The sequence below is a fragment of the Pseudomonas migulae genome (assembly GCF_024169315.1).
Classification (GTDB): domain Bacteria; phylum Pseudomonadota; class Gammaproteobacteria; order Pseudomonadales; family Pseudomonadaceae; genus Aquipseudomonas; species Aquipseudomonas migulae_B.
Genome location: NZ_JALJWR010000001.1, coordinates 1335404 through 1357100 on the forward strand (window position 1 = coordinate 1335404; position 21697 = coordinate 1357100).

A 21697-nucleotide genomic window follows, 5' to 3' on the forward strand; every position below is an offset into this window, starting at 1 on the left:
CGAGCATGCAAAACCCCGCCAACCCAACTGACGGGTCGGTCAAACAACTTGCTTCAGATCTTTGTGACAGAGACTTCGGTTAGAAACACATTCTCACTATGTCGGCGACTTCCTCCTTGCTGTTGATCTTCTTCGGATGACAGGCCAGGTCCTGGTTGAAACTGGTCCAGACTGTTTGGGCAAATTCATCGATCTGCTCCGGACGCAAACCGTAACTGCGGAAGGTGTCGGTGACGCCCAACGTGCTGAACAGGGTTTTCAGGAGGTCGGGCAGACGCTCTGCGCGTGCACTCTGCGTCAGACTCAGCGTCGACGGGTCGAGAATCCCAGCCACACGCGCGAACTTGTCGGCACCCACCGGCAGTGTCCACCTGATGACATGAGGGGTACTGGCCGCCACGGTGCCGCCGTGGGGCGCGTCGGTCATCGCCCCCAACGGCTGACCCAAGGCATGGGAAACCGTGACCCCGGCACTGGCGATTGCCATGCCGCCGAGGGTCGAGGCGAAGGCCATGCGCGCGCGAGCCTCCAGATCATCACCGTGCTCCACGCACTGCAGGGCATTGGCCGCGAACAAACGAATCGACTCCAGGGCAACCATTTCCACCCACGGTGTGCAGTGAACGCTGATGTACGCCTCCAGCGCGTGACAGAAGGTATCGACAGCGGTCAGCGCGGTCAGCTTCGGCGGTTTCGACGCCAGTATTTGCGGGTCGATCAAGGCGACATCGGGGTAAATGAACGGGTTGACAATGGCGCATTTCAGACCCAGTTCAGGATTGTTGATCACCGCAAACGGGGTCGCTTCGGTGCCTGTGCCGGAGGTGGTCGGCACCACCAGCAACGGCAGCCCACGGCTTTGCGGGCGGGTGACGGCTTCGCCCAGGCGCTCGGTATAGTCCCAGCAACTGCCGCCATGAACGGCTACGAAAGCGACGGCTTTGGCCGAGTCGATCGCACTGCCGCCACCCACCGCCACCACCACATCACAACCGGCCTCGCGAACCTGCTCGACCGCACGATCGATCGAGGTATGCCGGGGGTTGGGTACGATGTCGTAGAATTCGATAAACCCAATGCCGCGCTCGGCGAAACTGCCGGTAATGTGAGCCACCAGGTCACTGCCCTGTAGAAACGGGTCGACCATCAAAAAGACTGTTTTGCCGAACGGCTCAACCTTTTCGCCCATGCGCTTGATCGCGCCGACTTCAAAATCCAGGGTCAGCGGCAGACTTGCCTGAAATGCTTTCATCAGTTCACCTGTTGTTATGGCGTGTACGCTGCTGACGGGCTCAGTCCACCAGCAACGACCCGCCTTTTTTATAGAATTCGCCAAGGTCGCTGGCCGCGATCAGCGCTGCTTTCATTTCATCGAAAGTGACTTCGAACGGTTCGACGTTGCTGGTCTGGTTGGGATCGGCGGCGGTGCGTGCGACGCAGTCGAGTTCGTGCGCAGTGATGTCGGCCAGCGCAAGATCCTCGAAGGTGACCGGCAACCCGATACTCAGGCAGAACCTCAGCACCGTATCCAGCTCCCGGCTGGATTTGCCTTCAAGCACCAGCATCACCACAACGCCAAAAGCCACGTATTCGCCGTGGTACATCGTCGCCCGGGCGCCCAGCTCACTGAACCCGCAATACACCGCATGGGCAGTCGCCACGCCGTTGCTTTCGAAACCGATGCCGCTCATGAGCGCATTGGCTTCCACCACGCGATTGAAGGCTTTGGTCACGCAGTGGTGTTCAGCGGCGCGCCTGGCTTGCAGGCCGTCTTCAAGCAGCACCCGATAGCACAACTCGGCGATGGCCATGGAAGTCAGCGTCGATTTGGCACCGCCGCCGCCCTCTTTCAGCCCCGCACCGGCATTACCGAGAAAATTGTCCCGGTGCGATTCAACGCAGGTGCGGGCTTCGAAATAAGTCGAGAGGGCGTCGCCCATTCCGGCCACCAACAACCGCACGGGGGCCTGGGCGATGATCCAGGTATCGACCACCACCACGTCCGGGCTGCGCTCATAAAAAAGCACGTCGTCAAACGCGCCTGCTTCGGTGTACAGCACCGAAAGCGAGCTGGTGGGCGCGTCGTTCGAAACGATGGTGGGCACGATACACAGCGGCACTTTTGCCCCATTGGCCACAGCCTTCGCAGCATCGAGCACCTTGCCGCCGCCGACACCAATCACCCCGTCGCACTCGAAGGCGTTGATGCTCGCGGCGAGGCGCTGGATTTCCTGACGCGTCACTTCACCGGAAAATATCCCGTAGTGCAGCTGGGTGTGCTCGGCATCGAAACTGGAGCTCAGAGTCTGTTTCAGGCTGTCGAGACGGCCCTGAGTGGTAATCACCAGAAACCGTCGGCCGAACCAGGCCACATGCCGGTGCAGTCGTTCGAGTTCCTTGTAGCCCTGGATATAACGGCCGGGGGCAGCAAACATTTGAGTCATGTCATCGTCATCCTGGCCCCATCGTGGAGGCTTTTTGTTATTGCTTTGAGGACGTTTGCGAGAGGCTCATCTCTCGGCGGATCGATGATATATCATATTTTATTTTCAGCTACCAAACGTTTTTTTGCGAAACGCCCAACGTGAAAAACCCGGGATTGACGCTTGGGGGGAACAAAGATATATGATGTATGAAAACAAGAACAACACAGTTCGGAGGAAGGCATGCACGATTACGTTGTCATTGGAGGCGGTTCTGCGGGCTGCGCGTTGACCGGCCGCCTGATCGAAGCCGGCGCTTCGGTCCTGCTGATTGAGGCAGGGCCGCGCGATACTCATCCGCTGATTCATATCCCCGCCGGATTCACCCGGCTGTTGTCCAGCCCGCTGCTGTCGCGTCACGAAACCCAACCGCAAACAGCCATGGACGGGCGCAAGCGCATTCTTCCCCAGGGTCGGGTGCTGGGCGGTGGGAGCTCGGTGAATGCGCTGATTTATATCCGCGGCCAGCACGAGGATTACGACGACTGGGCCAGCGCAGGCTGCGACGGTTGGTCGTTTCGCGAAGTGCTGCCGTACTTCAAGCGGGCCGAGGACAATGAGCGCTTCGACAATGGCTACCACGCTACTGGAGGCCCGCTGGGTGTCTCGGACCTCAAGCAAGTGTGCGAGTTGTCGCGTGGGTTTGTGCGCGCCGCGCAGCAGGCCGGCATCCCCTTCACGCCCGACTTCAATGGCGAACGCCAGAACGGCGTCGGCTTCAATCAGATCACAGCTCGCAACAATCGTCGCTGCAGCGCCGCCGTGGCGTACCTGCGCGCAGCGGAAAAATCCGATCGCCTGACCGTCGTCACTGACGCCACGGTGCAACGAATTCTGGTCGAAGGCGATCAAGCCGTGGGGGTTGAATACGTCCACAAAGGCCAGCGGGTGCAGGCGCGGGGCAGCAAGGAAGTGATCCTCAGCGCAGGCGCGATTCAGTCACCCAAGCTGTTGATGCTGTCCGGCATCGGTCTCGCCGAAGAACTTCAACGCCATGGCATTCCGTTGCTGCATGAGCTGCCCGGCGTCGGCCAGAACCTGCAGGACCACGCGGAAGTCGGCAGCATTGCCTACTGCCACGGCAAGTACGGTTACTACGGTCAGGACAACGCCTTGAACACGGTCAAGAACGGTCTGCAGTATTTGATGTTTGGCAGTGGCCCGGTCAGCTCGAACGTCACCGAGGCCTGTGCGTTCGTCAACACCGACAATGCGCAAGAACGGCCCAACGCCCAGATGCATTTCGTGCCCATCGTGTTTTTCGACCTTGATCAGGAGACCATCAAAAAGCCCGGTGCAACCATCAACACCTGCGTGCTGCGCCCAATGAGCCGTGGCGAAATCCGCCTGGCCGACAACAAGGTCGACACGCCTCCGCGCATTGACCCTCGTTACTTCGCTCACCCGGAGGACCGTCGTATCGCGATCAAGGGGTTGAACCTGTCACGGGAAATTCTCGCTCAACCAGCCATGCGCACCTTCACCGGTGAAGAGGTTTTTCCAGGATTGGACGTGCGCAGCGATGAAGCACTGCTGAGCTACATCAACCAACGGGCCAAGACCGTTTACCACCCGGTCGGCACCTGCAAGATGGGCGACGATGACATGGCCGTGGTCGATCCGCAGCTGCGTGTGCGCGGCCTGCGCAATCTGCGGGTAGTCGACGCCTCGATCATGCCCAACCTGATATCGGGCAACACCAATGCGCCGTCAATCATGATCGGCGAAAAAGCTGCGGATATGATCCTCGGACGCGCCGCATTACCCGCTTCTACAGCCCATTTTTGAAAGAGGAATGTCGACATGCCCATCAGCGGAAAAACCCGAGTAGTGGTTCATCTGACCTACCCCGCCAAACACCTGCGCACTCCCGAATTTTTCAACCCGCTGCTGGAACGACTCGGCCACGACGGTGTGCTCGTGCCCTGGGAGGTTTCACCGGCGAACCTCGCCACGGCGTGGGAAGGTTTGCGCGGGATTGAAAACCTGGCGGGGGTGATTGTCACCGTCCCGCACAAGCTGGAGGTGGCGAAATTGTGCGATGAGCTCAAAGGCACTGCCAGTGTGCTGAAGGTCTGCAACGTCGCCAAACGCCTGCCCGACGGCCGCTTCAGCGGGCGCATGTTCGATGGCGACGGCTTTGTCGGTGGCCTGAAAAAACAAGGCCATGACCTGAGCAATAAACGTGTGCTGTTGCTGGGTGCGGGGGGCGCGGCGACTGGAATCGCTCATGCACTGCTCGCCGAGACCATTCAAGAACTGGTGATCAGCAACCGCACCCCCGCCAAGGCTGAAGAGCTGGCCCGCGAACTGCGACAGCTATTCCCGGGTCGGCTGATCAATGCCGGCCCCGCCGACGCCACGGGTTTCGATGTGGTGATCAACGGCACCGCGCTAGGTCTCAAAGCCGAGGACCCGTTGCCACTGCCCGTAGAAACCCTCGCCCCCGGTACGGTCGTCGGCGAAGTGGTGATGAACCCGGACATCACCCCGCTGCTGAGCGCCGCCGCCGAGCGTGGCTGCGTCATCCACAAAGGCGCGCACATGATCACCGGCCAGATCGATCTGCTGGCCGAGTTTCTGTTTTCCAAAACCGGCGTTTGATACGCCCTTCTCCGTATAAGGAACGACCATGAAAAAGACTGCAATCGTCACCGGCGGCGGCTCCGGCATCGGCCTGGCCACGGCACTACGCCTGCACGCCGACGGTTATGACGTATTCACCGTGGGCCTCGGCGAACCCGAGCAACGCGTCGAAGGCATTCATTACCAGGAACTGGACGTGACCAACGACGCGGCGGTCGCCGGGTACTTCGAGCGGTTCGAACGCGTTGACGCCATCGTCAACGCCGCCGGCATCATTGACCACAATCGCGAGTGGGAACTGGACGGCTTCAGCCGCGTCATCGACGTCAACCTCACCGCCGTGTTGCGCATCACCAACGCCGCCCTTCCCGGCCTGAAAGCCGCGCGCGGAGCGGTGGTGAACTTCGCCTCGATGCATGGGATTTTCGGTTCCGCCAAGACCCCGGCCTACGCGTCGAGCAAAGCGGCCATCTCAGAATTGACACGCTGCATGGCCGTGGCCTGGGCGACCGATGGCGTGCGGGCCAATGCCGTGGCACCGGGCTGGATTCTGACCAACCTGTCGCGTCGCGCGTTCGAAGACCCGGCACGCTCCGAAGGCATCATGGCGCGTATCCCGATGAAAACCTGGGGTGCGCCCGAAGACGTGGCCAACGTGATCGCCTTCCTGGTGTCGGACAACGCGCGTTACGTGACGGGCACAACGTTGCCGGTTGATGGCGGGTATTCGATCGCCTGACGTCATCTCGTAGCTTGAGTGCTTGACCGTTTAAAAACATGATATATCATGCATCACTACAAGATCAGGACTCGGCATCTGCCGCCGAGCCTCGAATAACAATGAGCAGTGAAGTGAGAGGTGCTGAATGAATCTGGTTTTCGGCTCGCCCGGACGGTACGTCCAGGGCACTGAAGTGCTCGCCCAGGCGGGAACTTATCTGGCGCACTGCGGACGCCAGGGCGTGGTGGTCATCGACAGCTACGTGCTGGGTCTGATCCGCCAACGCCTCGATGACACCTGCGCCCAAGCAGGTGTCGAGTTGCACTACATCACCTTCGACGGCGAAATCACCGCCGACGGGATTGCCGGCCTGAGAAAGGCCGCCGCAGAGGTCGAGTTCGACATGATCCTGGCCGTCGGTGGCGGTAAATGCATCGACGCCGGCAAAGCCCTCGCCCACACCTCGGGTCGCGCACTGATCACCATGCCGACCGTGGCGTCCAACGATGCACCCACCTCGAAAAACTACGTGGTCTACGACGCCCATCACCAACTGAGCGAAGTCGGCCACTTGCTGGTCAGCCCGCGCTACGTGCTGGTGGACACCTCGTTGATTGCCCAGGCACCGCGGCAGTTTTTGCTCGCAGGGATTGCCGATGCGCTGACCAAAAAGTTTGAAGCCGAGCAGTGTTACAAATCCGGTGGCGTGAACATGTTCGGCGCACGCCCGGCGCTGTCGGGGCTGGTGCTGGCGCGCGAGTGCTATCACCTCATTCGTCAATACGCCGAACCGGCACTGGCCCAGGCCGGTACGGGCGAGGTGACGGTCGCCTTCGATCACTTGATCGAAGCGGTGCTGTTGATGAGTGGCCTGGGATTCGAAAGCGGTGGCCTGTCCATTGCCCACGCAATGACCCGCGGCCTGTCAAAAATCCCCGGCGCGCAACAGCAGGTTCACGGTTTTCAAGTGGCGTATGGCTTGCTCGTGCAGCTGGTGCTTGAAGACCGCAACGCCGACCTCATGGGCGATATGTTGAGCTTCTATCAACGCATCGGTTTGCCTCGCAACCTGGCCGAACTGGGCGTACTTAACGTCGACGACTCAGTGCTCATGCAAGTGGCCGAACCCACGTTGAAAGCCCCACATGCACGCAACTTTTTCTCCGATTCGGGTGGCGCATTGACCTGCGACGAACTGATCGGGGCGATGCGCGCGCTGGAAGGCTTGACCCACTGAGCACCGACTCGAAAGCGCCGTTGAACCCACAACCACCCCGTTGAAGTTCAAACCCCGCCACTGAGATTCAACTTCAACAAATTCATGCCTGTGATTGGAGGTAGAGATGTCTGCACCCCGCAAAACACTCGAACAGTGGAAAGCCAGTAACTTTGTGCCTTCCGCCGAGACTGTCATCAAGTTGAAAGACCGGGCGAAATTCGTCCGTCTGGAAACGATCCGCCTGATTGAAATCGCCAAGACCGGCCACTACACCTCGGTGTTTTCCGCCGCCGAATTGTTCTCGGCGCTGTACTACGACGTGATGACCATTCGCCCCGACGAACCGAAGTGGCCGGGCCGCGACCGCTTCCTGATGGGCAAGGGCCACGCCGCCGTGGGCCAGTTCCCGATCCTGGCGGACCTTGGCGTGTTCCCCAAGGAATGGCTCGATGAATACACCCGCCTGGGCAGCCCTCTGGGCGATCACCCTGATATGCGCAAAGTGCCCGGCATCGACTTCTCTTCCGGCTCCATCGGCCACGCCCTCTCCGGCGGCCTGGGCATGTGCCTGGCCCAGCGTTTCACCGGCGAAGTCTACGACGTGTTCGTGATGCTCGGTGACGGCGAAATGCAGGAAGGCCAGGTCTGGGAAGCCGCGATGAGCGCCGCCCATCACAAGGCCAAACACCTCATCGCGATTGTCGACCGTAACGGCTTCCAGCTCGACGGTTCGGTCGACGACGTGATCGGCATCGAACCCCTGGACGAAAAATGGCGCGCCTTCGGTTGGGAAGTGCACGTCATCGACGGCCACAACATTGCCGAAGTGACCGAAACCTTGCGCCGCGTCAAAGCCGATGAAACCCGCGACAAGCCGGTGTGCATCATCGCCAGGACCGTCAAAGGCAAAGGCGTTTCCTACATGGAAACCGAACCCGGCTGGCACCTCGGTTACCTCGACCCGGAAGACGCCAAACGCGCTATCGCTGAAATTGAAGCCATGGAGATCTGAACATGAACGCCCCTCTTTCCCCCAATTCCTGGCAGTACCGTGGCCTTAACGCGCTCAACCCGGGTCTTTCCTACCTGTCTGATGCGCTGATCGAATTGACCGAGGCCGGTTATCCGGTGATGGCCGGCTCTGCCGACTTGCAGTACTCAAACGGCCTGAACAAGTTCGCCAGCCGCTACCCCGAGCGCTACCTGCAGTTCGGTATCTCGGAGCAGAACATGGTCACGGCGGCCGCCGGCCTGGCTACGTGCGGCGTGATGCCGTTCGTGGCGACCTTCGCCTCGTTCCTCGGCCTGCTGTGCTGCGAACAGATCCGTATGGACGTCGCCTACTCGGCACAACCGGTGCGCCTGATCGGTCACCACACCGGGATTTCCCTGGGCTTCTACGGCACCTCGCACCACGCCACCGAAGACATCGCCACGATGCGCTCGATTGCCGATCTGGCGGTCGTGTCGCCGGCGGACGGCGCACAGCTGGTGGCCGCGATCAAAGCCTCGGCCACCTACGACAAGCCGGTGTATTTCCGCATCGGCCGCGGCCGTGATCCGGTCGTTTACGAGGACGGTGTGATCTTCGAATTCGGCAAGGCGCATGAACACTTTGAAGGTGAGGAACTGACCATCATCGCCTGCGGCATCACCGTGCATCCGGCGCTCGCCGCTGCTCGCAAGATGAACGCTGAAGGCCGCTCGGTGGGCGTGATCGACATGGCGTCGATCAAGCCGATCGACCGTGACGCCATCCTGCGCGCCGCTGCCCGCAGCAAACGCATGATGACCGTCGAAGAGCACAACGTGCTCGGTGGCCTTGGCGCCGCTGTGGCTGAGGTGCTGGCGGACGAAGGCGTCGGCGTGAAGCTCAAGCGTCACGGTATCTACGACGAGTACAGCCTGATTGCCCCGCCGACTCACTTGTACGAGCACTACAAACTCGACGCGGCCGGGATCGAGGAAGTGGCGCTGACGCACATCAACGCCTGACGCTGAACCCTTGTGGGAGCGGGCTTGCCCGCGAAGGCGGTGTGTCAGTCACCATCAAATTCATCTGACCCATCGCCTTCGCGAGCAAGCTCGCTCCCACATTGAAATTCGTTTGCCTGGAGACCGCATTTTTTCAAGGAGCTTTTTCGCAACCCATCGTCACCCACCACATCCCGTGGTTCATGAAACATCTCGGAGCCAACAATGAATAACATCACCGAGACCATGCCCGACTACTCGATCGGGCAGGCCAAAACACGTACCACCCTGCGCAGAAAGTCATTGATGGCCACCGGCGTCGGCAACCTGCTGGAATGGTTCGACTGGACGATCTATACCGTCGCATCGGTGTACATCGCTGCGGCACTCTTCGATAAAAGCAACGCCACCTCTGCCCTGCTCAACACCCTGGCGGTGTTTGCCGCCGGTTTTCTGTTACGGCCTATTGGCGGCATTTTCTTCGGCATCCTCGCCGACAGGCTGGGCAGGCGTGTGGTGTTGCTCAGCACCATGCTGCTGATGGCCGGCGCGAGTCTGCTGATTGCGTTCATTCCCTCATATGACGCGATCGGTAGCTGGGCGTCAGCGCTCCTGTTGCTGGCCAGGCTGGTGCAGGGCTTTGCCCATGGCGGCGAAACCACCACGTCCTACGCCTACATCGCTGAAATCGCCCCGCCCAAGCGTCGCGGGCTGTGGTCGAGCACGGTGTTTCTCGCGGTGGGCTGCGGCTCATTGCTGGCGACGTTTTACATGGCCTTGCTGACGTCGTTGTTGTCCGTCAGTGAAATGCAGGAATGGGGCTGGCGCATCCCCTTCGCCACCGGTGGTCTGCTGGCGGTTTTTGCCTTGTGGCTGCGGCGCAACATGATGGAAAGCGAGCACAGCCCCAGTGCCGGTGCTACGTCCGAACAACCTGCGTGGAGTCGCGGCACGATCATTCAACATGGCGTTCGCTTGTTTCTCTATGAAGCCGGCGCCACGTTGACGTATTACACGTGGGTGACTTCGGCGTCGATCTACGCCATCAGCGTCAAGGGCATGGACCCGCGCAGTGCGTTCACCATGAGCTGTATCGCACAGGTGATTTACCTGGTGTTCCTGCCGATTTCAGGCTGGATCTCCGATCAGTGGGGACGCAAGATTTCGGCGCTGATTTCCTTGCTGGGGATTGCCGCGACGCTGTTCCCGCTGTGGGGTTTGATCTCCAATGAGCCGTGGACGTTGATGGTGGCGCAGACGGCAGGCTTGCTGTTGGTGGGCTTTATCACCGGCTGCAAACCGGCTTCGATTTCGGAGCAGATTCCGACCCGCTATCGCACTCGCATGTTTGGGGTGTGCATTTCTCTGGGTGTAGCGGTGTTTGGCGGTACGGCTTCGTACCTGACGACCTGGTTGTACTCGGAGAACATTGGGTGGATGTTCAACATTTACCTGATTGTGGTTGCGGTGATTGCCAGTGCTGTGGTGTTGATGTGGAAGAACAACCACGGGGTGCCGATCGACAAGATCTGATTTGGGTTTTGATTGGTTGGGGGTTGGGGGCATATCCGTTTCTTCGGTAACGGCGGCTGGTGGTTTCGCCCTTACGGCGAGTCACTTGGAAGAGCCCCAAGTACCAAGGGCTTTTGCCCCTTTCGTTCGGTGCCTCGCCTAGGCTCGGCATGCCCTCCTTCCGGTCCTGCTCCGTGGGCCCGCCGCCATCGGCCATCCATGGCCGGGGGCGGCTAACCCGGCATCCATGCCGGGTTGTCCACTGCGCAGAACCTCCACTCGGCCTCTCGAGGGGGCGACCACCGCCACAGCACCGTGAGGCGGCCTTCGGGCCGACCTGGCTCTTCAAGTGTTCGCATTCCCCTGTGGGAGTTGGCTTGCCAGCGATGGACGTTAACGATGATGCGTGCTGCCTGGATCAACGCATCGCCTGGACGTTTTTCGCGAGCAAGCTCGCTCCTACAGGGGAGTGTTGGCGGGCATGACATGGGGGTTCACCGCCGATGATCCTGACGGACTTCAGGTCGGCTATCAGGCCGCCTCGCTTTTGCTGTTGATTTGGCTTTTGATCTTGATCTGCCCCGTCGGAAGGCCGAGCGCAGGTTCTGCGCAGTGGGCAACCCGGCAGGGATGCCGGGTTAGCCGCCCCCGGCCATGGATGGCCGATGGCGGCGGGCCCACGAAGCAGGACCGGAGTGAGGGAATGGCGAGCACTAGCGAGCCACCGTACGTCAGGGGCAAAGCCTTTTGGTTCCTTTTCGGCGTTTGGAAAAGGGACTCGCCGTAAGGGCGAAACCATTAGCCGCCGTTACCGCAGCAACGGATATGTACACCCTAAAAACCCCCGCCGCCGAAACCTCCCGCTACCCACCCAGAGCATTCACCAACGCCGCCTGATTCTGCCACTGCGCCGTCTTGACCTGGGACAACGCATTCTGCGCCGCCAACTGCACCCGCTGCGCCTGCAGCACATCCAGAAACGGCGTCTCACCCGCCTGCCAGGCCCGCTGAATCTGCTCGGCGGCGGAGCTGGCCTGACTGGCAGCACTCGACAGAAAAGTCCGGCGCTCGGCATTGCGTTGCGCTGCGGCCAAGGCTGACTCCACCTCGGAGACGGCTGTCAGCACGGTGCGTCGATAACTCAACAACGCCTGCCGCGCTTCAGCATCCCGAAGATCGACCACGTTACGCCGACGGCCACCGTCGAGCACCGGCACGCTGGCATTCAAGCCCGCCAGCCAGAACGTCGAGCTGGCCAGATTGGCGGCGCTCACACCGTCAATCAAAGACCCCAGGGCGGCTGACAGACTCAGGCGCGGCATCAGGTCCGCCTTGGCCACACCGACTCGCGCGTAGGCCGCAATCAAGCGTGCTTCGGCGGCGCGTATATCGGGACGTCGGCGTAATAGATCCGCAGGCGTACCGGCGTCCAACGACGACACCGTCGAGACGTTCGCCGGACTCTCCTTGAACTGCTGATAAAGCGTCTCGGTCGGCTGGGCGAGCAGCACCGACAAGCGATGCAGTGAACGTTGCCAGTTCAGTTGCAACGCGGGGACCTGCGCAGCGGTGGAATCCGATTGCGAGCGCGCGCGCAGCACATCTGCTTCAGGACTGTCCCCGGCCGCATACAACTGCTCGGTCAGCTGCAAGGTTTCCGCCTGACTGGCAGCACTTTGCTTGACGATCGCCAGACGCTCCTCCAGTCCTCGCGCCTCGGCATAGGCCTGGACCACTTCGGTGATCAACGCCACGCGTACACCCCGCGCCTCGTCCTCGGTTGCGTTGAGGTCGGCGTCAGCCGCACGCACGCCTTCGCGGATGCGACCGAACAGATCAATTTCCCAGGCCGCGCTCAATCCGATCGAGGCGGGCTCGGTGATCAGCGAATCAGTGAAACCGGCTTGATCCGCCGAGATCCGCTGGCGTGCCGCGCTCGCTCCCAGATCAACCTGCGGGCTGCCCGAGGCAGCGCTGATGTTGCGCAATGCGCGCCCGGCATCGATCCGCGCCAGGGCAATCTGCAGGTCAAGGTTTTGCCCCAGGGCGCGCTCGACCAGACGGTCCAGCAGCGGGTCCTGATAACGCGTCCACCAAAGGTCGGTTACGCTTGCCGGCTGTGCCGTTTGAGCGTTGACAAAACGCTCGACCGGCACCTCGCTGTTGGGCGGCATGACCGGCGAAGCACACGCACTCAGCAACGCCGCTCCCAACACCAGGCTTGGGGTACGAAGAAGGTTATTCATGGGCCACGCCCTGTTCAGAATGGAGGGTAGGAGCGTTGACCTGACGCTCGCCACCCGCGAGGCGACGGATCAACACATAGAAAACCGGCGTGAACAACAGACCGAACAAGGTGACGCCGATCATGCCGAAGAACACCGCCGAACCGACGGCCTGACGCATTTCGGAACCCGCGCCTTCGGACATGACCAACGGCAATACACCCAGGACAAATGCCAGCGACGTCATCAGGATCGGGCGCAGACGCAGGCGACACGCCTCAACCACGGCATCGACGATGCCCTGCCCTTCCTTCTCCTGCTGCCTCGCCACTTCGACGATCAGAATCGCGTTCTTCGCCGCCAGTCCGACCAGTACGATGAAACCGATCTGCGTCAGGATGTTGATGTCGAGCCCCATCAGGCGCACGCCTCCGGCGGCCGCCAACAGACACATCGGCACGATCAGCAGGATCGCCAGCGGAAGACTCCAACTGCCGTACTGCGCAGCCAAAACCAGGTAGACAAAGATCACACACAGCGGGAACACCAGAAGACCCATGTTGCCGGCAGTGGTCTGCTGGTAACTGAGATCGGTCCACTGATAAGTGATGCCGGCCGGCAGTGTCTCCTCAGCGAGGCGTTCCATGGTCTTGATCCCGAACTCCGACCCCAGGCCAGGCAAGGTGTCGCCGTTGATTTCTGCGGTCGGGAACAGGTTGTAGCGCGGGAACCGCTCCACTCCCAGCGCCTCATGCAGACGCGTTACGCCGGCAATCGGGACCATCTGCCCGGCATCGTTGCGCACCTTGACCCGCGCCAGATCCTCCGGCGTGACCCGGTACGGCAAGTCGGCCTGTGCCGTCACCCGATAAGTACGCCCGACCAGGTTGAAGTCGTTGATATAGGACGAGCCAAAGTAAGTCTCGATGGCCTGGTTGATCTGGCTGCTGGGTACACCGAGCATTTCTGCGCGTTCGCGGTCCAGCTCGACGAACACCTGTGGCGTCCGGGCCGAGAACGGTGAGTACACGCCGGTCATGCCTTGGGTGGCGTTGGCGGCGGCAATCAAGTCATCGGTCGCTTTGGCCAGGGCTTCGGTGCCCAGGCCAGCCGTATCCTGCAGGCGCATGGAAAAACCGCCCGTACTGCCCAGACCTTGAACCGGTGGCGGCGTGGCCACAATCACCGTTGCACCGCTGACTACTTTCAGGCGCTCACGCAAGTCTTCGGCGATTTTGTCCGAGGTCAGGCCGTGCACTTTTCGCTCGGACCACGGCTGGAACACCGGCGCCAGACCGGCCGAGTTCGAGGAACTGGTACCCGTCACCATCGAGAAACCGGAGAACGTCGGTACCCGGTCCACACCCGGCACATCCAGGGCAATCGCCTCGATCTGCTGCGAAATTTCGTTGGTCCGCTCCAGCGAAGCGCCATCGGGCAGTTGCACGATGACCACCAGGTAGCCACGATCCTGAACCGGGATGAAACCCTTCGGGGTCGACACCAACAGGTAAGCGGTCGCGGCAATCAGCACCGCGTAGATCGCCAGCATCAAAGGAGTTCTGGCGACCAGGCCGCGCACGCTGCCGGCATAACTCGAAGAGAGTTTCAGGAAGCCACGGTTGAAGCCGTCGGCCGCACGTTTAAGCACGCCGAAGACGCCTGTTTTCGGCTGTTGATGAGCGTCGGGGTCATGTCGGCGCAGGATCATCGCCGCCAGGGCCGGCGACAGGGTCACCGAGTTGAACAACGAGATCGCCGTGGCCACTGCAATCGTGACCCCGAACTGACGGAAGAACTCACCGGAAATGCCGGGAATGAACGCGGTCGGAATGAACACCGCACACAACACCAGGGTAATGGCGATCAACGCACCACCGATTTCCTGCATGGTCACGATGGTCGCTTCCAGCGGGTTCTTGCCGTCGGCCAGATGGCGCTCGACGTTCTCTACCACCACGATGGCGTTGTCGACCACGATCCCCACGGCCAGCACCAGACCGAACAACGTCAGGTTGTTGACCGAGTAACCGAGCATCGCCATGACCGCAAAGGTGCCCACCAGCGACACCGGGATCGCCAGAATCGGAATGATCGATGGCCGCCAGCCCTGCAGGAAGATCATGATCACCAGCACCACGAGGATCACCGCCTCGTAGATGGTCTTGCCCAGCTCGCCGATACTGTCGGCGATGAACGCCGTCGGGTTGTAACCGATGCTGTACTCGATGCCTTCGGGAAACTCCTTGCCGATTTTTTCCATGGTCTCTTCGACCACTTTCATCGTCGCCAGCGCGTTGGCGCCCGGACGTTGCAGCACTTGCAGGCCGATGGCCGGGTTGCGCAGGTAATAGGTGTTGTTGACGTAGGCCAGCCCGGCGATTTCCGTGCGCGCCACATCCTTGAGACGCACCAGGCGCCCCGCCGTACCCGACTTGAGGACGATGTTGTCGAAGTCGGCGGGTTCCTTCAGACGCCCTTCGAAAATCAGGTTCGGCTGAAAGGCCTGGGACGCCACCGGCGGCTGGGCGATGACCCCACCGGCCACCTGCGTGTTCTGCGAACGCACCGCGGCGATGATGTCAGCAGGCGTCAGATTGAAAGCCGCCACGCGCTCCGGGTCGAGCCAGATGCGCATCGAATACTCGCGCGCGCCCAACGGGTTGATGTCGCCGACACCGTCGATACGCTTGAGCACGTCGGCGACGTTACGGATCGCGAAGTTGGAAACGTACAGCTGATCGTAAGTGCCCTTGGGTGACGAGATGAAGATCGTCGACAGCTGCGTCGGCGAGGACTTGCGGACCGTCACACCACTGCGCTGCACCGGCTCCGGCAGACGCGGCGTGGCCAGCGCCACGCGGTTCTGCACCAGGACCTGCGCCTTGTCGACATCGGTACCGGGCTTGAAGGTCACGGTCAGGTTGAGGCTGCCATCGGATGTCGCCTGGCTGTACATGTAGAGCATGTCTTCAACGCCGTTGACCTCCTGTTCGATGGGGATCGCCAGGGTCTCGGCGACCGTCTGCGCCGAGGCGCCGGGATAGGTCGCGGTGACCACCACCGTGGGCGGTGCGATGTCCGGGTACTCGGACGTCGGCAGCACCAGATAGGCCAGGCCACCGACAATCATCAGGACAATGGACAGCACAATCGCCAATACCGGTTGTTCGATGGACGTGCGTCCCAGGCTCATAGCGAAGCCTCCTGGTTGTCCGTCGCTTTCGCGGCCTGGACCAGCGAGCGCTCCTGTGCCGTCGCCGTATCACCGGCCCGCACGCGTTGCAGGCCATCGACAATCACCCGGTCCTGCGCCTGCAAGCCGCTGGCGATTTCGCGTAAACCGTCATGCAGTTTGCCGAGCGTCACCGGGCGAACTTCGACCTTGTTCTGCGCATTCAGCACGTAGACGACTTTGCGCGTCGCATCGACGCCGATAGCGGTGTCCGGCAGGAGCAGTGCCGAGTAAGGCGCCTGGCTGGAGAACTGCACCCGGCCAAACTGCCCCGGGCTCAAATGCAGGTCTTGGTTACTGACGCGGGCCCGCTGACGCAAGGTCCCGGTCGACTGATCCAGGCGGTTGTCGATGAAGTCCATGCGCCCGGTCATGCTCGGCTCCACTTCACCGGGCAAGGCAATGCGCACCTGACTCTGATTGGCGGCAGTGTTCGCCTGGCGGCGGTATTTGAGGTAGCTCTGCTCGTCGATATCGAAGTAGATATCAATCGGGTCAATCGAGACGATGGCGGTCAGCAACGTGGCGCTGCTGTTACCGCCGTTGACCAGGTTTCCTTCGCTGATCAGCTTGCGGCTGATGCGCCCGGTCATGGGCGCGGTGATGCGGGTGAATTCCAGGTCCAGCTTCGCTGCGCTCAGCGCCCCTTCGGCACTGAGGACCTCGGCCTGCGCGGCCTGACGCGCTTGCAAACGTTGGTCATAGAGGCTGCGCGCAATGGTTTTGGATTCGATCAGGACGTTGGCGCGGGCAAACTCCTGCTCGGCGAGGGCCAGTTGCGAGCGCACCTGTGCCAGTTTGCCTTGCGCCTGGATCACGGCAGCCTGGAAGGAGCGCGAATCAATCACGAACAGCAGGTCGCCTTTCTTGACGATGGCCCCGTCCTGAAACGCGACTTTCTCAAGATAACCGCTGACCCGCGAACGAACTTCGACTGAATCGGTGGCCTCGAAGCGGCCGGTAAAACTGTCCCAGTCGGTGATTACCGACTTGACGGGTTGGCTGACCGTGACGCTCGGGGTCGCCGACGCGCTGCTGGCGTGATCCGGGCCACAACCGCTCAAGGCAGCCACCAGCGCAAGGCTGATCGCGGACAACGCCGCGCCTTTTATTAACTTTGATTTGATTGGGGATGCTGCCGGTTTCCCCGTGGTGTGCAAGTTCACTTTTGTGCTCTCCGAAGTGAGTAAAACCAAAACATAAGTTCATTTATCCAGAACAGGTTTAATCAACTTCCGACAGCGCGCTCATTCAGTGTTTTATTACGATCAACAAAGGCACCCGACTCTTCTGCATGAACTGTAAAAGATCCAGAAAGAGCAGCCAGAGTGGCAAACAGGGCAATGATTTTTTTGAAGCAAGTCATGATGAAAAATCTCGGTAGTGATCAGGATGGAAAGGATTTTCCAGTACCACTCACCGAAGATAAACCGCAGGAATACGAAAACAATATTGACTAAAAGACAAGAGCGAACGCTCTAGCACAAGGCTTATACAAACGCTACCGCGGCGTTACAACGCCGCGGGACAATGACTTGTGAAGCGTATTCACTGATGACGGGCGAATGCCATTTATTGAGGCAGGATAAAAAACAAGACGATTGAAGCAGGCAGGGTTATTTAACTTTAAATAAACAAGGAGATGGCCTGGCGACCATCTCCACAAACTATCAGCGATCAATACCTCCCAGACAAAGGTACTTGATCTCAAGATAATCCTCGATGCCGTACTTGGAACCTTCACGGCCAAGTCCCGACGATTTGACCCCACCAAACGGCGCCACTTCCGTTGAGATCAGCCCTTCGTTGATCCCGACAATGCCGCACTCCAGCGCTTCAGCCACGCGCATGATCCGGCCGATATCGCGGCTGTAGAAATACGCAGCCAAACCAAACTCGGTGTCGTTGGCCATCTCGATGGCTTGCGCCTCGGTGCTGAAACGGAACAACGGCGCCACCGGGCCGAAGGTTTCCTCACGAAACACCCTCGATTCGCGCGGTACATTCACCAGGATAGTCGGCCGGTAGAAGCTGCCACCCAGCGGATGACGCTCGCCACCGGTCAAGACCGACGCACCGCGCTCGACGGCATCGGCGACATGCTCCTCGGCCTTGCGCACAGCGTTGTCGTCGATCAGCGGACCGATCGTCACGCCGTCCTCGAACCCGTTACCGACCTTCAGCGCTTCGACGGCGGTTTTCAGTTTGGCGGCGAAGGCGTCGTAAATGCCGTCCTGCACCAGCAAGCGGTTGGCGCAGACACAGGTCTGCCCGGCGTTGCGGTACTTGGAGGCCAACGCGCCCTGCACGGCGGCATCGAGATCGGCGTCGTCGAACACGATAAATGGCGCGTTGCCACCCAGCTCCATGCTGGTCTTCTTGATGGTGGGTGCGCATTGCGCCAGTAGCGTGGCACCGACTTCGGTGCTACCGGTGAACGACAGCTTGCGCACATCCGGGCTGGAGGTCAGCTCGCCACCTATTTCACTGCCCGGTCCGGTAATCACATTGCACACGCCGGCAGGCAGGCCGGCGCGCTCGGCCAGCACGGCAATCGCGATCGCCGAAAACGGTGTCTGACTGGCCGGACGCAACACGCCGGTGCAACCCGCTGCCCAGCCTGGCCCGGCCTTGCGGGTGATCATCGCCGCCGGGAAATTCCACGGGGTAATCGCGGCAAACACGCCGATGGGTTCTTTCTGAACGATGATGCGGCTGGTCGTTGAATGAGAGGCGATGGTATCGCCATAAACACGCTTGCCCTCCTCGGCGAACCACTCAATGAAGGACGCAGCGTAGGTGATCTCGCCACGACTTTCGGCCAGCGGCTTGCCTTGTTCGGCGGTCATGATTTGCGCGAGGTCTTCGCGATGGGTGATCATCAATTCGAACAAGGCGCGCAGTTTGACCGCGCGCTCTTTGGCAGTAAGCGCTCGCCACGCCGGTTGCGCACGTTTGGCGGCGGCGATGGCCTGGGCGGTCTCAGTGGCACCAAATGAAGGCACGCGCCCCAGTACCTTGCCGGTGGCCGGGTTGGTCACGGTGATGCTGCGTCCCTCGCCCACCTCAAGCCACTGGCCATTGATGAAGTTCGCCTCACGGAACAACGTGGGATCGTCGAGTGTTGCCAGGAAGTTGGTATCGGCCATGCTGTTCCCCCTCAAAATTCAATGACCTGACGGACCGCGCTGCCATCGTGCAAGCGGTCGAAACCTTCGTTGATGTCGTCCAGTTTCAGCCGGCCGCTGAGCAGCCGATCCACCGGCAGGCGACCATCACGATAGAGTTCGATGAAGCGCGGAATATCGCGCAGCGGCACACAGGTGCCGATGTAGCTGCCCTTGAGCGTGCGCTCTTCGCCCACCAGTTGAACGACGTTGACCGGCAACGTGGAACCGGGTGGCGGCAGGCCGGCGGTCACGGTCATGCCACCGCGTTTGGTCATTTGCATGGCGTTGTCCAGCGCCCGGATCGAACCGGCCATTTCGAACACATAGTCGGCGCCACCGCCGGTCAATTGCCGCACCTGCTCCACGGCGTCCGGGTCGGCGCCATTGACCACTGCGGAGGCCCCGACTTCTTTAGCCAGTGCGAGCTTCTCGGGTGACAGGTCGACGGCGATGATTCTGCTCGCCCCGGCGGCCCTCGCCCCCAACACCGCTGCCAGGCCGACACCGCCCAGCCCGATCACCACGGCGGTCGAGCCCGCCCGCAGCTGCGCGGTGTTGACCACCGCACCGACGCCTGTCAACACCGCGCAACCAAACAGCGCGGCTTCGACAAACGGCAAATCGCGGTCGATCTTCACCACCGAATTGCGCGACACCACCGCGTATTCGGCAAATGCCGAAACGCCGAGATGGTGATGGACGTGACCGGCTGCGCTGCTCAAACGCACCGAGCCATTGATCAGCGTGCCGGCCGCATTCGCTTTCGCCCCCGGCTCGCACAGCGCCGGACGACCTTCAGCGCACGGCAGGCAGTGGCCGCAACTGGGCATGAACACCATCACCACATGGTCGCCCGGCTCAAGGTCACTGACCCCGTCACCGAGTGCTTCGACCACACCCGCCGCTTCATGACCGAGCGCCATGGGCATGGGTCGCGGACGGTCGCCATTGATCACCGACAGGTCGGAATGGCACAGGCCCGCGGCGCGGATTCGCACCAGCACCTCGCCCGGCCCCGGTGGCGCCAGCTCGATGGTTTCAATCGCGATCGGCTTGCTTTGCGCGTACGGCGGCGCAACTTTCATGTGTCTTAGAACAGCAGCTCTGACTTGCATCCTTCGTCTCCGACGCAGCTGGACTCGATAGTGAGTACTCATCACTATGCCGCAGCCTTCCTGTGCCAGAAACACGTCGCCAGGCCTAGCTGTTTGGAATTGAATTCGCAGAACAGTCGCGGCGAATGTGCTTAAGCCGCATCCCGTTCTCGACAAGGATCGGGGGTTTCGAAGTCAGGGTTCACTGTCGGGTGACTAGTCGTGCGGTTGCCAGACCAGGCAATCAGGCGCCTGCTTTACGCCAGACGCAGGCATCTTCGAGCTTTTGCGCACGATCAACCGCCCTCGAACGACCTCTTGAATCGCCGGTGTATCCGGGTTTTCCAATTGCGCGCAGATGATGCCGACCGCACGACTGACCATGTCGCCAACCGGTTGAACGTAAGTGGTCAACGAAAAGACGGGCCAGGCTGCCAGGGCGATGTCATCGAAACCGACGATTGAAATGTCGGTGCCCGGTGCGAGCCCGAACTCCTCGCGAGCGACGTTGATGGCGCCCAACGCCATGATGTCATTCGCGCAAAAAATGCCGTCCGGTGGAGTGGCGCTCGACAGCAGTCGGCGAGTGGCGTCCATGGCCCCGTCAAACGTGTAATGACCCACTTCGCGCTGTGGCGCGGGATGACCAAGACATTGCAGCGTGTCGACAAACCCTCTTTCGCGGTCGCGGCTGGTTGAAGAGCTTTCCTTGCCGGCGATATAAGCCAGCTGACGATGACCACCCGCCACCAGGAATTGCGCAATTTCCATGCTGCCTTGTGCGTTGTCACTGGTCACGCTGGAAATGCTGCTGCTGTCATTTCTACGGTTTAGCAGCACGACGGGTAAACCTGTCTGCTTGCACTCTTGGGCAAAACGCGAAGACAGGCTCGCCGATACCAGAATCAGGGCTTCAACGCGGTAGCCCAGTACTTCTTCGAGCACCGGATCGGAGTCTTCATGATTCGCGGTGGAGAACAACAGCACCCGATAACCGAGCCCTTCGAACGCCGCCGACAAGGCCTCCAGCACCGCTGAATAAAAAGGGTTCTCCATGCTGGGCGCGACGACGCCGATCAGGTTGGATCGGCGTTTGATCAACGAGCGTGCCCACTGATTGGGGCGGTAACCCAGCGCCGCCGCCGCATCCTCTACCTTCTGGCGCGTCTTCGGCGAAACACTGGCGCCCTTGGTGAAGGTTCGCGAAACCGCAGACTGCGAGACACCCGCCAACCTGGCCACATCATGGGCGGTGACCGGATGCCGGGATTGGTCGTTGGAATCAGCCATTGCGTCTCAGCTCAATTTTAGAAATGCCGATCATACCTGCCATTGACTGCGACGTGTGCTGCCTGCCTGTTCTGCGAGCAAACGCTTGGCCCTGACCTGGAAAACTTCGGATCTTTTTTCGGCCCCCCCTTTTCAACTTCCTTGGGAATGGCTTAGGATTGCCCCGCCTTGCATACGTATGCAAAACC

General features: G+C 60.8%; 16 protein-coding genes. 7 read left to right on the forward strand and 9 right to left on the reverse strand.

The genetic code is table 11. From position 1 onward, the window contains the following. Positions 1 to 79: 79 nt before the first annotated feature. A complete protein-coding gene (locus tag J2Y86_RS06040; protein ID WP_253428817.1) occupies positions 80 to 1252 on the reverse strand; it encodes an iron-containing alcohol dehydrogenase in 1173 nt (390 codons plus the stop codon). Positions 1253 to 1292: 40 nt separating this feature from the next. Next, positions 1293 to 2444, reverse strand: coding sequence for a glycerol dehydrogenase (locus J2Y86_RS06045; RefSeq protein WP_253428818.1), 1152 nt, complete (start codon positions 2442 to 2444; stop codon positions 1293 to 1295). A gap of 222 nt (positions 2445 to 2666) precedes the next feature. On the opposite strand from J2Y86_RS06045, the gene J2Y86_RS06050 reads away from it, so the two are divergent. The 7 genes from J2Y86_RS06050 to J2Y86_RS06080 all read left to right on the forward strand — a co-directional run bounded on the left by J2Y86_RS06050 (position 2667) and on the right by J2Y86_RS06080 (position 10516). Continuing rightward, entirely contained in the window at positions 2667 to 4271 is a 1605-nt protein-coding gene (locus J2Y86_RS06050) for a GMC family oxidoreductase (protein ID WP_253428819.1), read from the forward strand. Between the two features lie 15 nt (positions 4272 to 4286). Then, positions 4287 to 5087 carry a shikimate dehydrogenase family protein gene (locus J2Y86_RS06055; protein ID WP_253428820.1) on the forward strand — a complete coding sequence of 267 codons (801 nt, stop codon included), beginning with the start codon at positions 4287 to 4289 and terminating at the stop codon, positions 5085 to 5087. A gap of 28 nt (positions 5088 to 5115) precedes the next feature. Then, on the forward strand, positions 5116 to 5808 hold the full coding sequence (locus J2Y86_RS06060; protein WP_253428821.1) for an SDR family NAD(P)-dependent oxidoreductase: 693 nt from the start codon (positions 5116 to 5118) through the stop codon (positions 5806 to 5808). Positions 5809 to 5935: 127 nt separating this feature from the next. Then, complete coding sequence (locus tag J2Y86_RS06065; protein ID WP_253428822.1) at positions 5936 to 7027, forward strand: glycerol dehydrogenase; 1092 nt, start codon at positions 5936 to 5938, stop codon at positions 7025 to 7027. 106 nt (positions 7028 to 7133) lie between these two features. Then, positions 7134 to 8021: a transketolase gene (locus J2Y86_RS06070; RefSeq protein ID WP_253428823.1), complete on the forward strand. Its 888-nt coding sequence runs from the start codon at positions 7134 to 7136 to the stop codon at positions 8019 to 8021. Between the two features lie 2 nt (positions 8022 to 8023). Beyond that, complete coding sequence (locus tag J2Y86_RS06075; protein ID WP_253428824.1) at positions 8024 to 9004, forward strand: transketolase family protein; 981 nt, start codon at positions 8024 to 8026, stop codon at positions 9002 to 9004. Between the two features lie 204 nt (positions 9005 to 9208). Continuing rightward, positions 9209 to 10516, forward strand: coding sequence for an MFS transporter (locus tag J2Y86_RS06080; RefSeq protein WP_253428825.1), 1308 nt, complete (start codon positions 9209 to 9211; stop codon positions 10514 to 10516). 842 nt (positions 10517 to 11358) lie between these two features. Here the strand turns inward: J2Y86_RS06080 and J2Y86_RS06085 are convergent. The 7 genes from J2Y86_RS06085 to J2Y86_RS06115 all read right to left on the reverse strand — a co-directional run bounded on the left by J2Y86_RS06085 (position 11359) and on the right by J2Y86_RS06115 (position 21509). Further along, positions 11359 to 12741, reverse strand: a complete 1383-nt coding sequence (locus J2Y86_RS06085) for an efflux transporter outer membrane subunit (protein ID WP_253428826.1) — start codon at positions 12739 to 12741, stop codon at positions 11359 to 11361. After that, on the reverse strand, positions 12734 to 15916 hold the full coding sequence (locus tag J2Y86_RS06090; RefSeq protein ID WP_253428827.1) for an efflux RND transporter permease subunit: 3183 nt from the start codon (positions 15914 to 15916) through the stop codon (positions 12734 to 12736). The genes J2Y86_RS06085 and J2Y86_RS06090 overlap by 8 nt, the downstream gene beginning before the upstream one ends. Beyond that, entirely contained in the window at positions 15913 to 17082 is a 1170-nt protein-coding gene (locus J2Y86_RS06095; protein WP_367399726.1) for an efflux RND transporter periplasmic adaptor subunit, read from the reverse strand. The genes J2Y86_RS06090 and J2Y86_RS06095 overlap by 4 nt, the downstream gene beginning before the upstream one ends. A 101-nt stretch (positions 17083 to 17183) precedes the next feature. Further along, the gene (locus J2Y86_RS06100; RefSeq protein ID WP_253428829.1) at positions 17184 to 17321 is read right to left on the reverse strand and encodes a hypothetical protein; all 138 of its coding nucleotides are present in this window, start codon (positions 17319 to 17321) and stop codon (positions 17184 to 17186) included. A gap of 304 nt (positions 17322 to 17625) precedes the next feature. After that, on the reverse strand, positions 17626 to 19104 hold the full coding sequence (gabD, locus tag J2Y86_RS06105) for an NADP-dependent succinate-semialdehyde dehydrogenase (protein WP_253428830.1): 1479 nt from the start codon (positions 19102 to 19104) through the stop codon (positions 17626 to 17628). 11 nt (positions 19105 to 19115) lie between these two features. Beyond that, entirely contained in the window at positions 19116 to 20240 is a 1125-nt protein-coding gene (locus J2Y86_RS06110; protein ID WP_253428831.1) for a zinc-dependent alcohol dehydrogenase family protein, read from the reverse strand. Positions 20241 to 20435: 195 nt separating this feature from the next. Next, positions 20436 to 21509, reverse strand: coding sequence for a LacI family DNA-binding transcriptional regulator (locus J2Y86_RS06115; RefSeq protein WP_253428832.1), 1074 nt, complete (start codon positions 21507 to 21509; stop codon positions 20436 to 20438). Positions 21510 to 21697 lie beyond the last annotated feature (188 nt).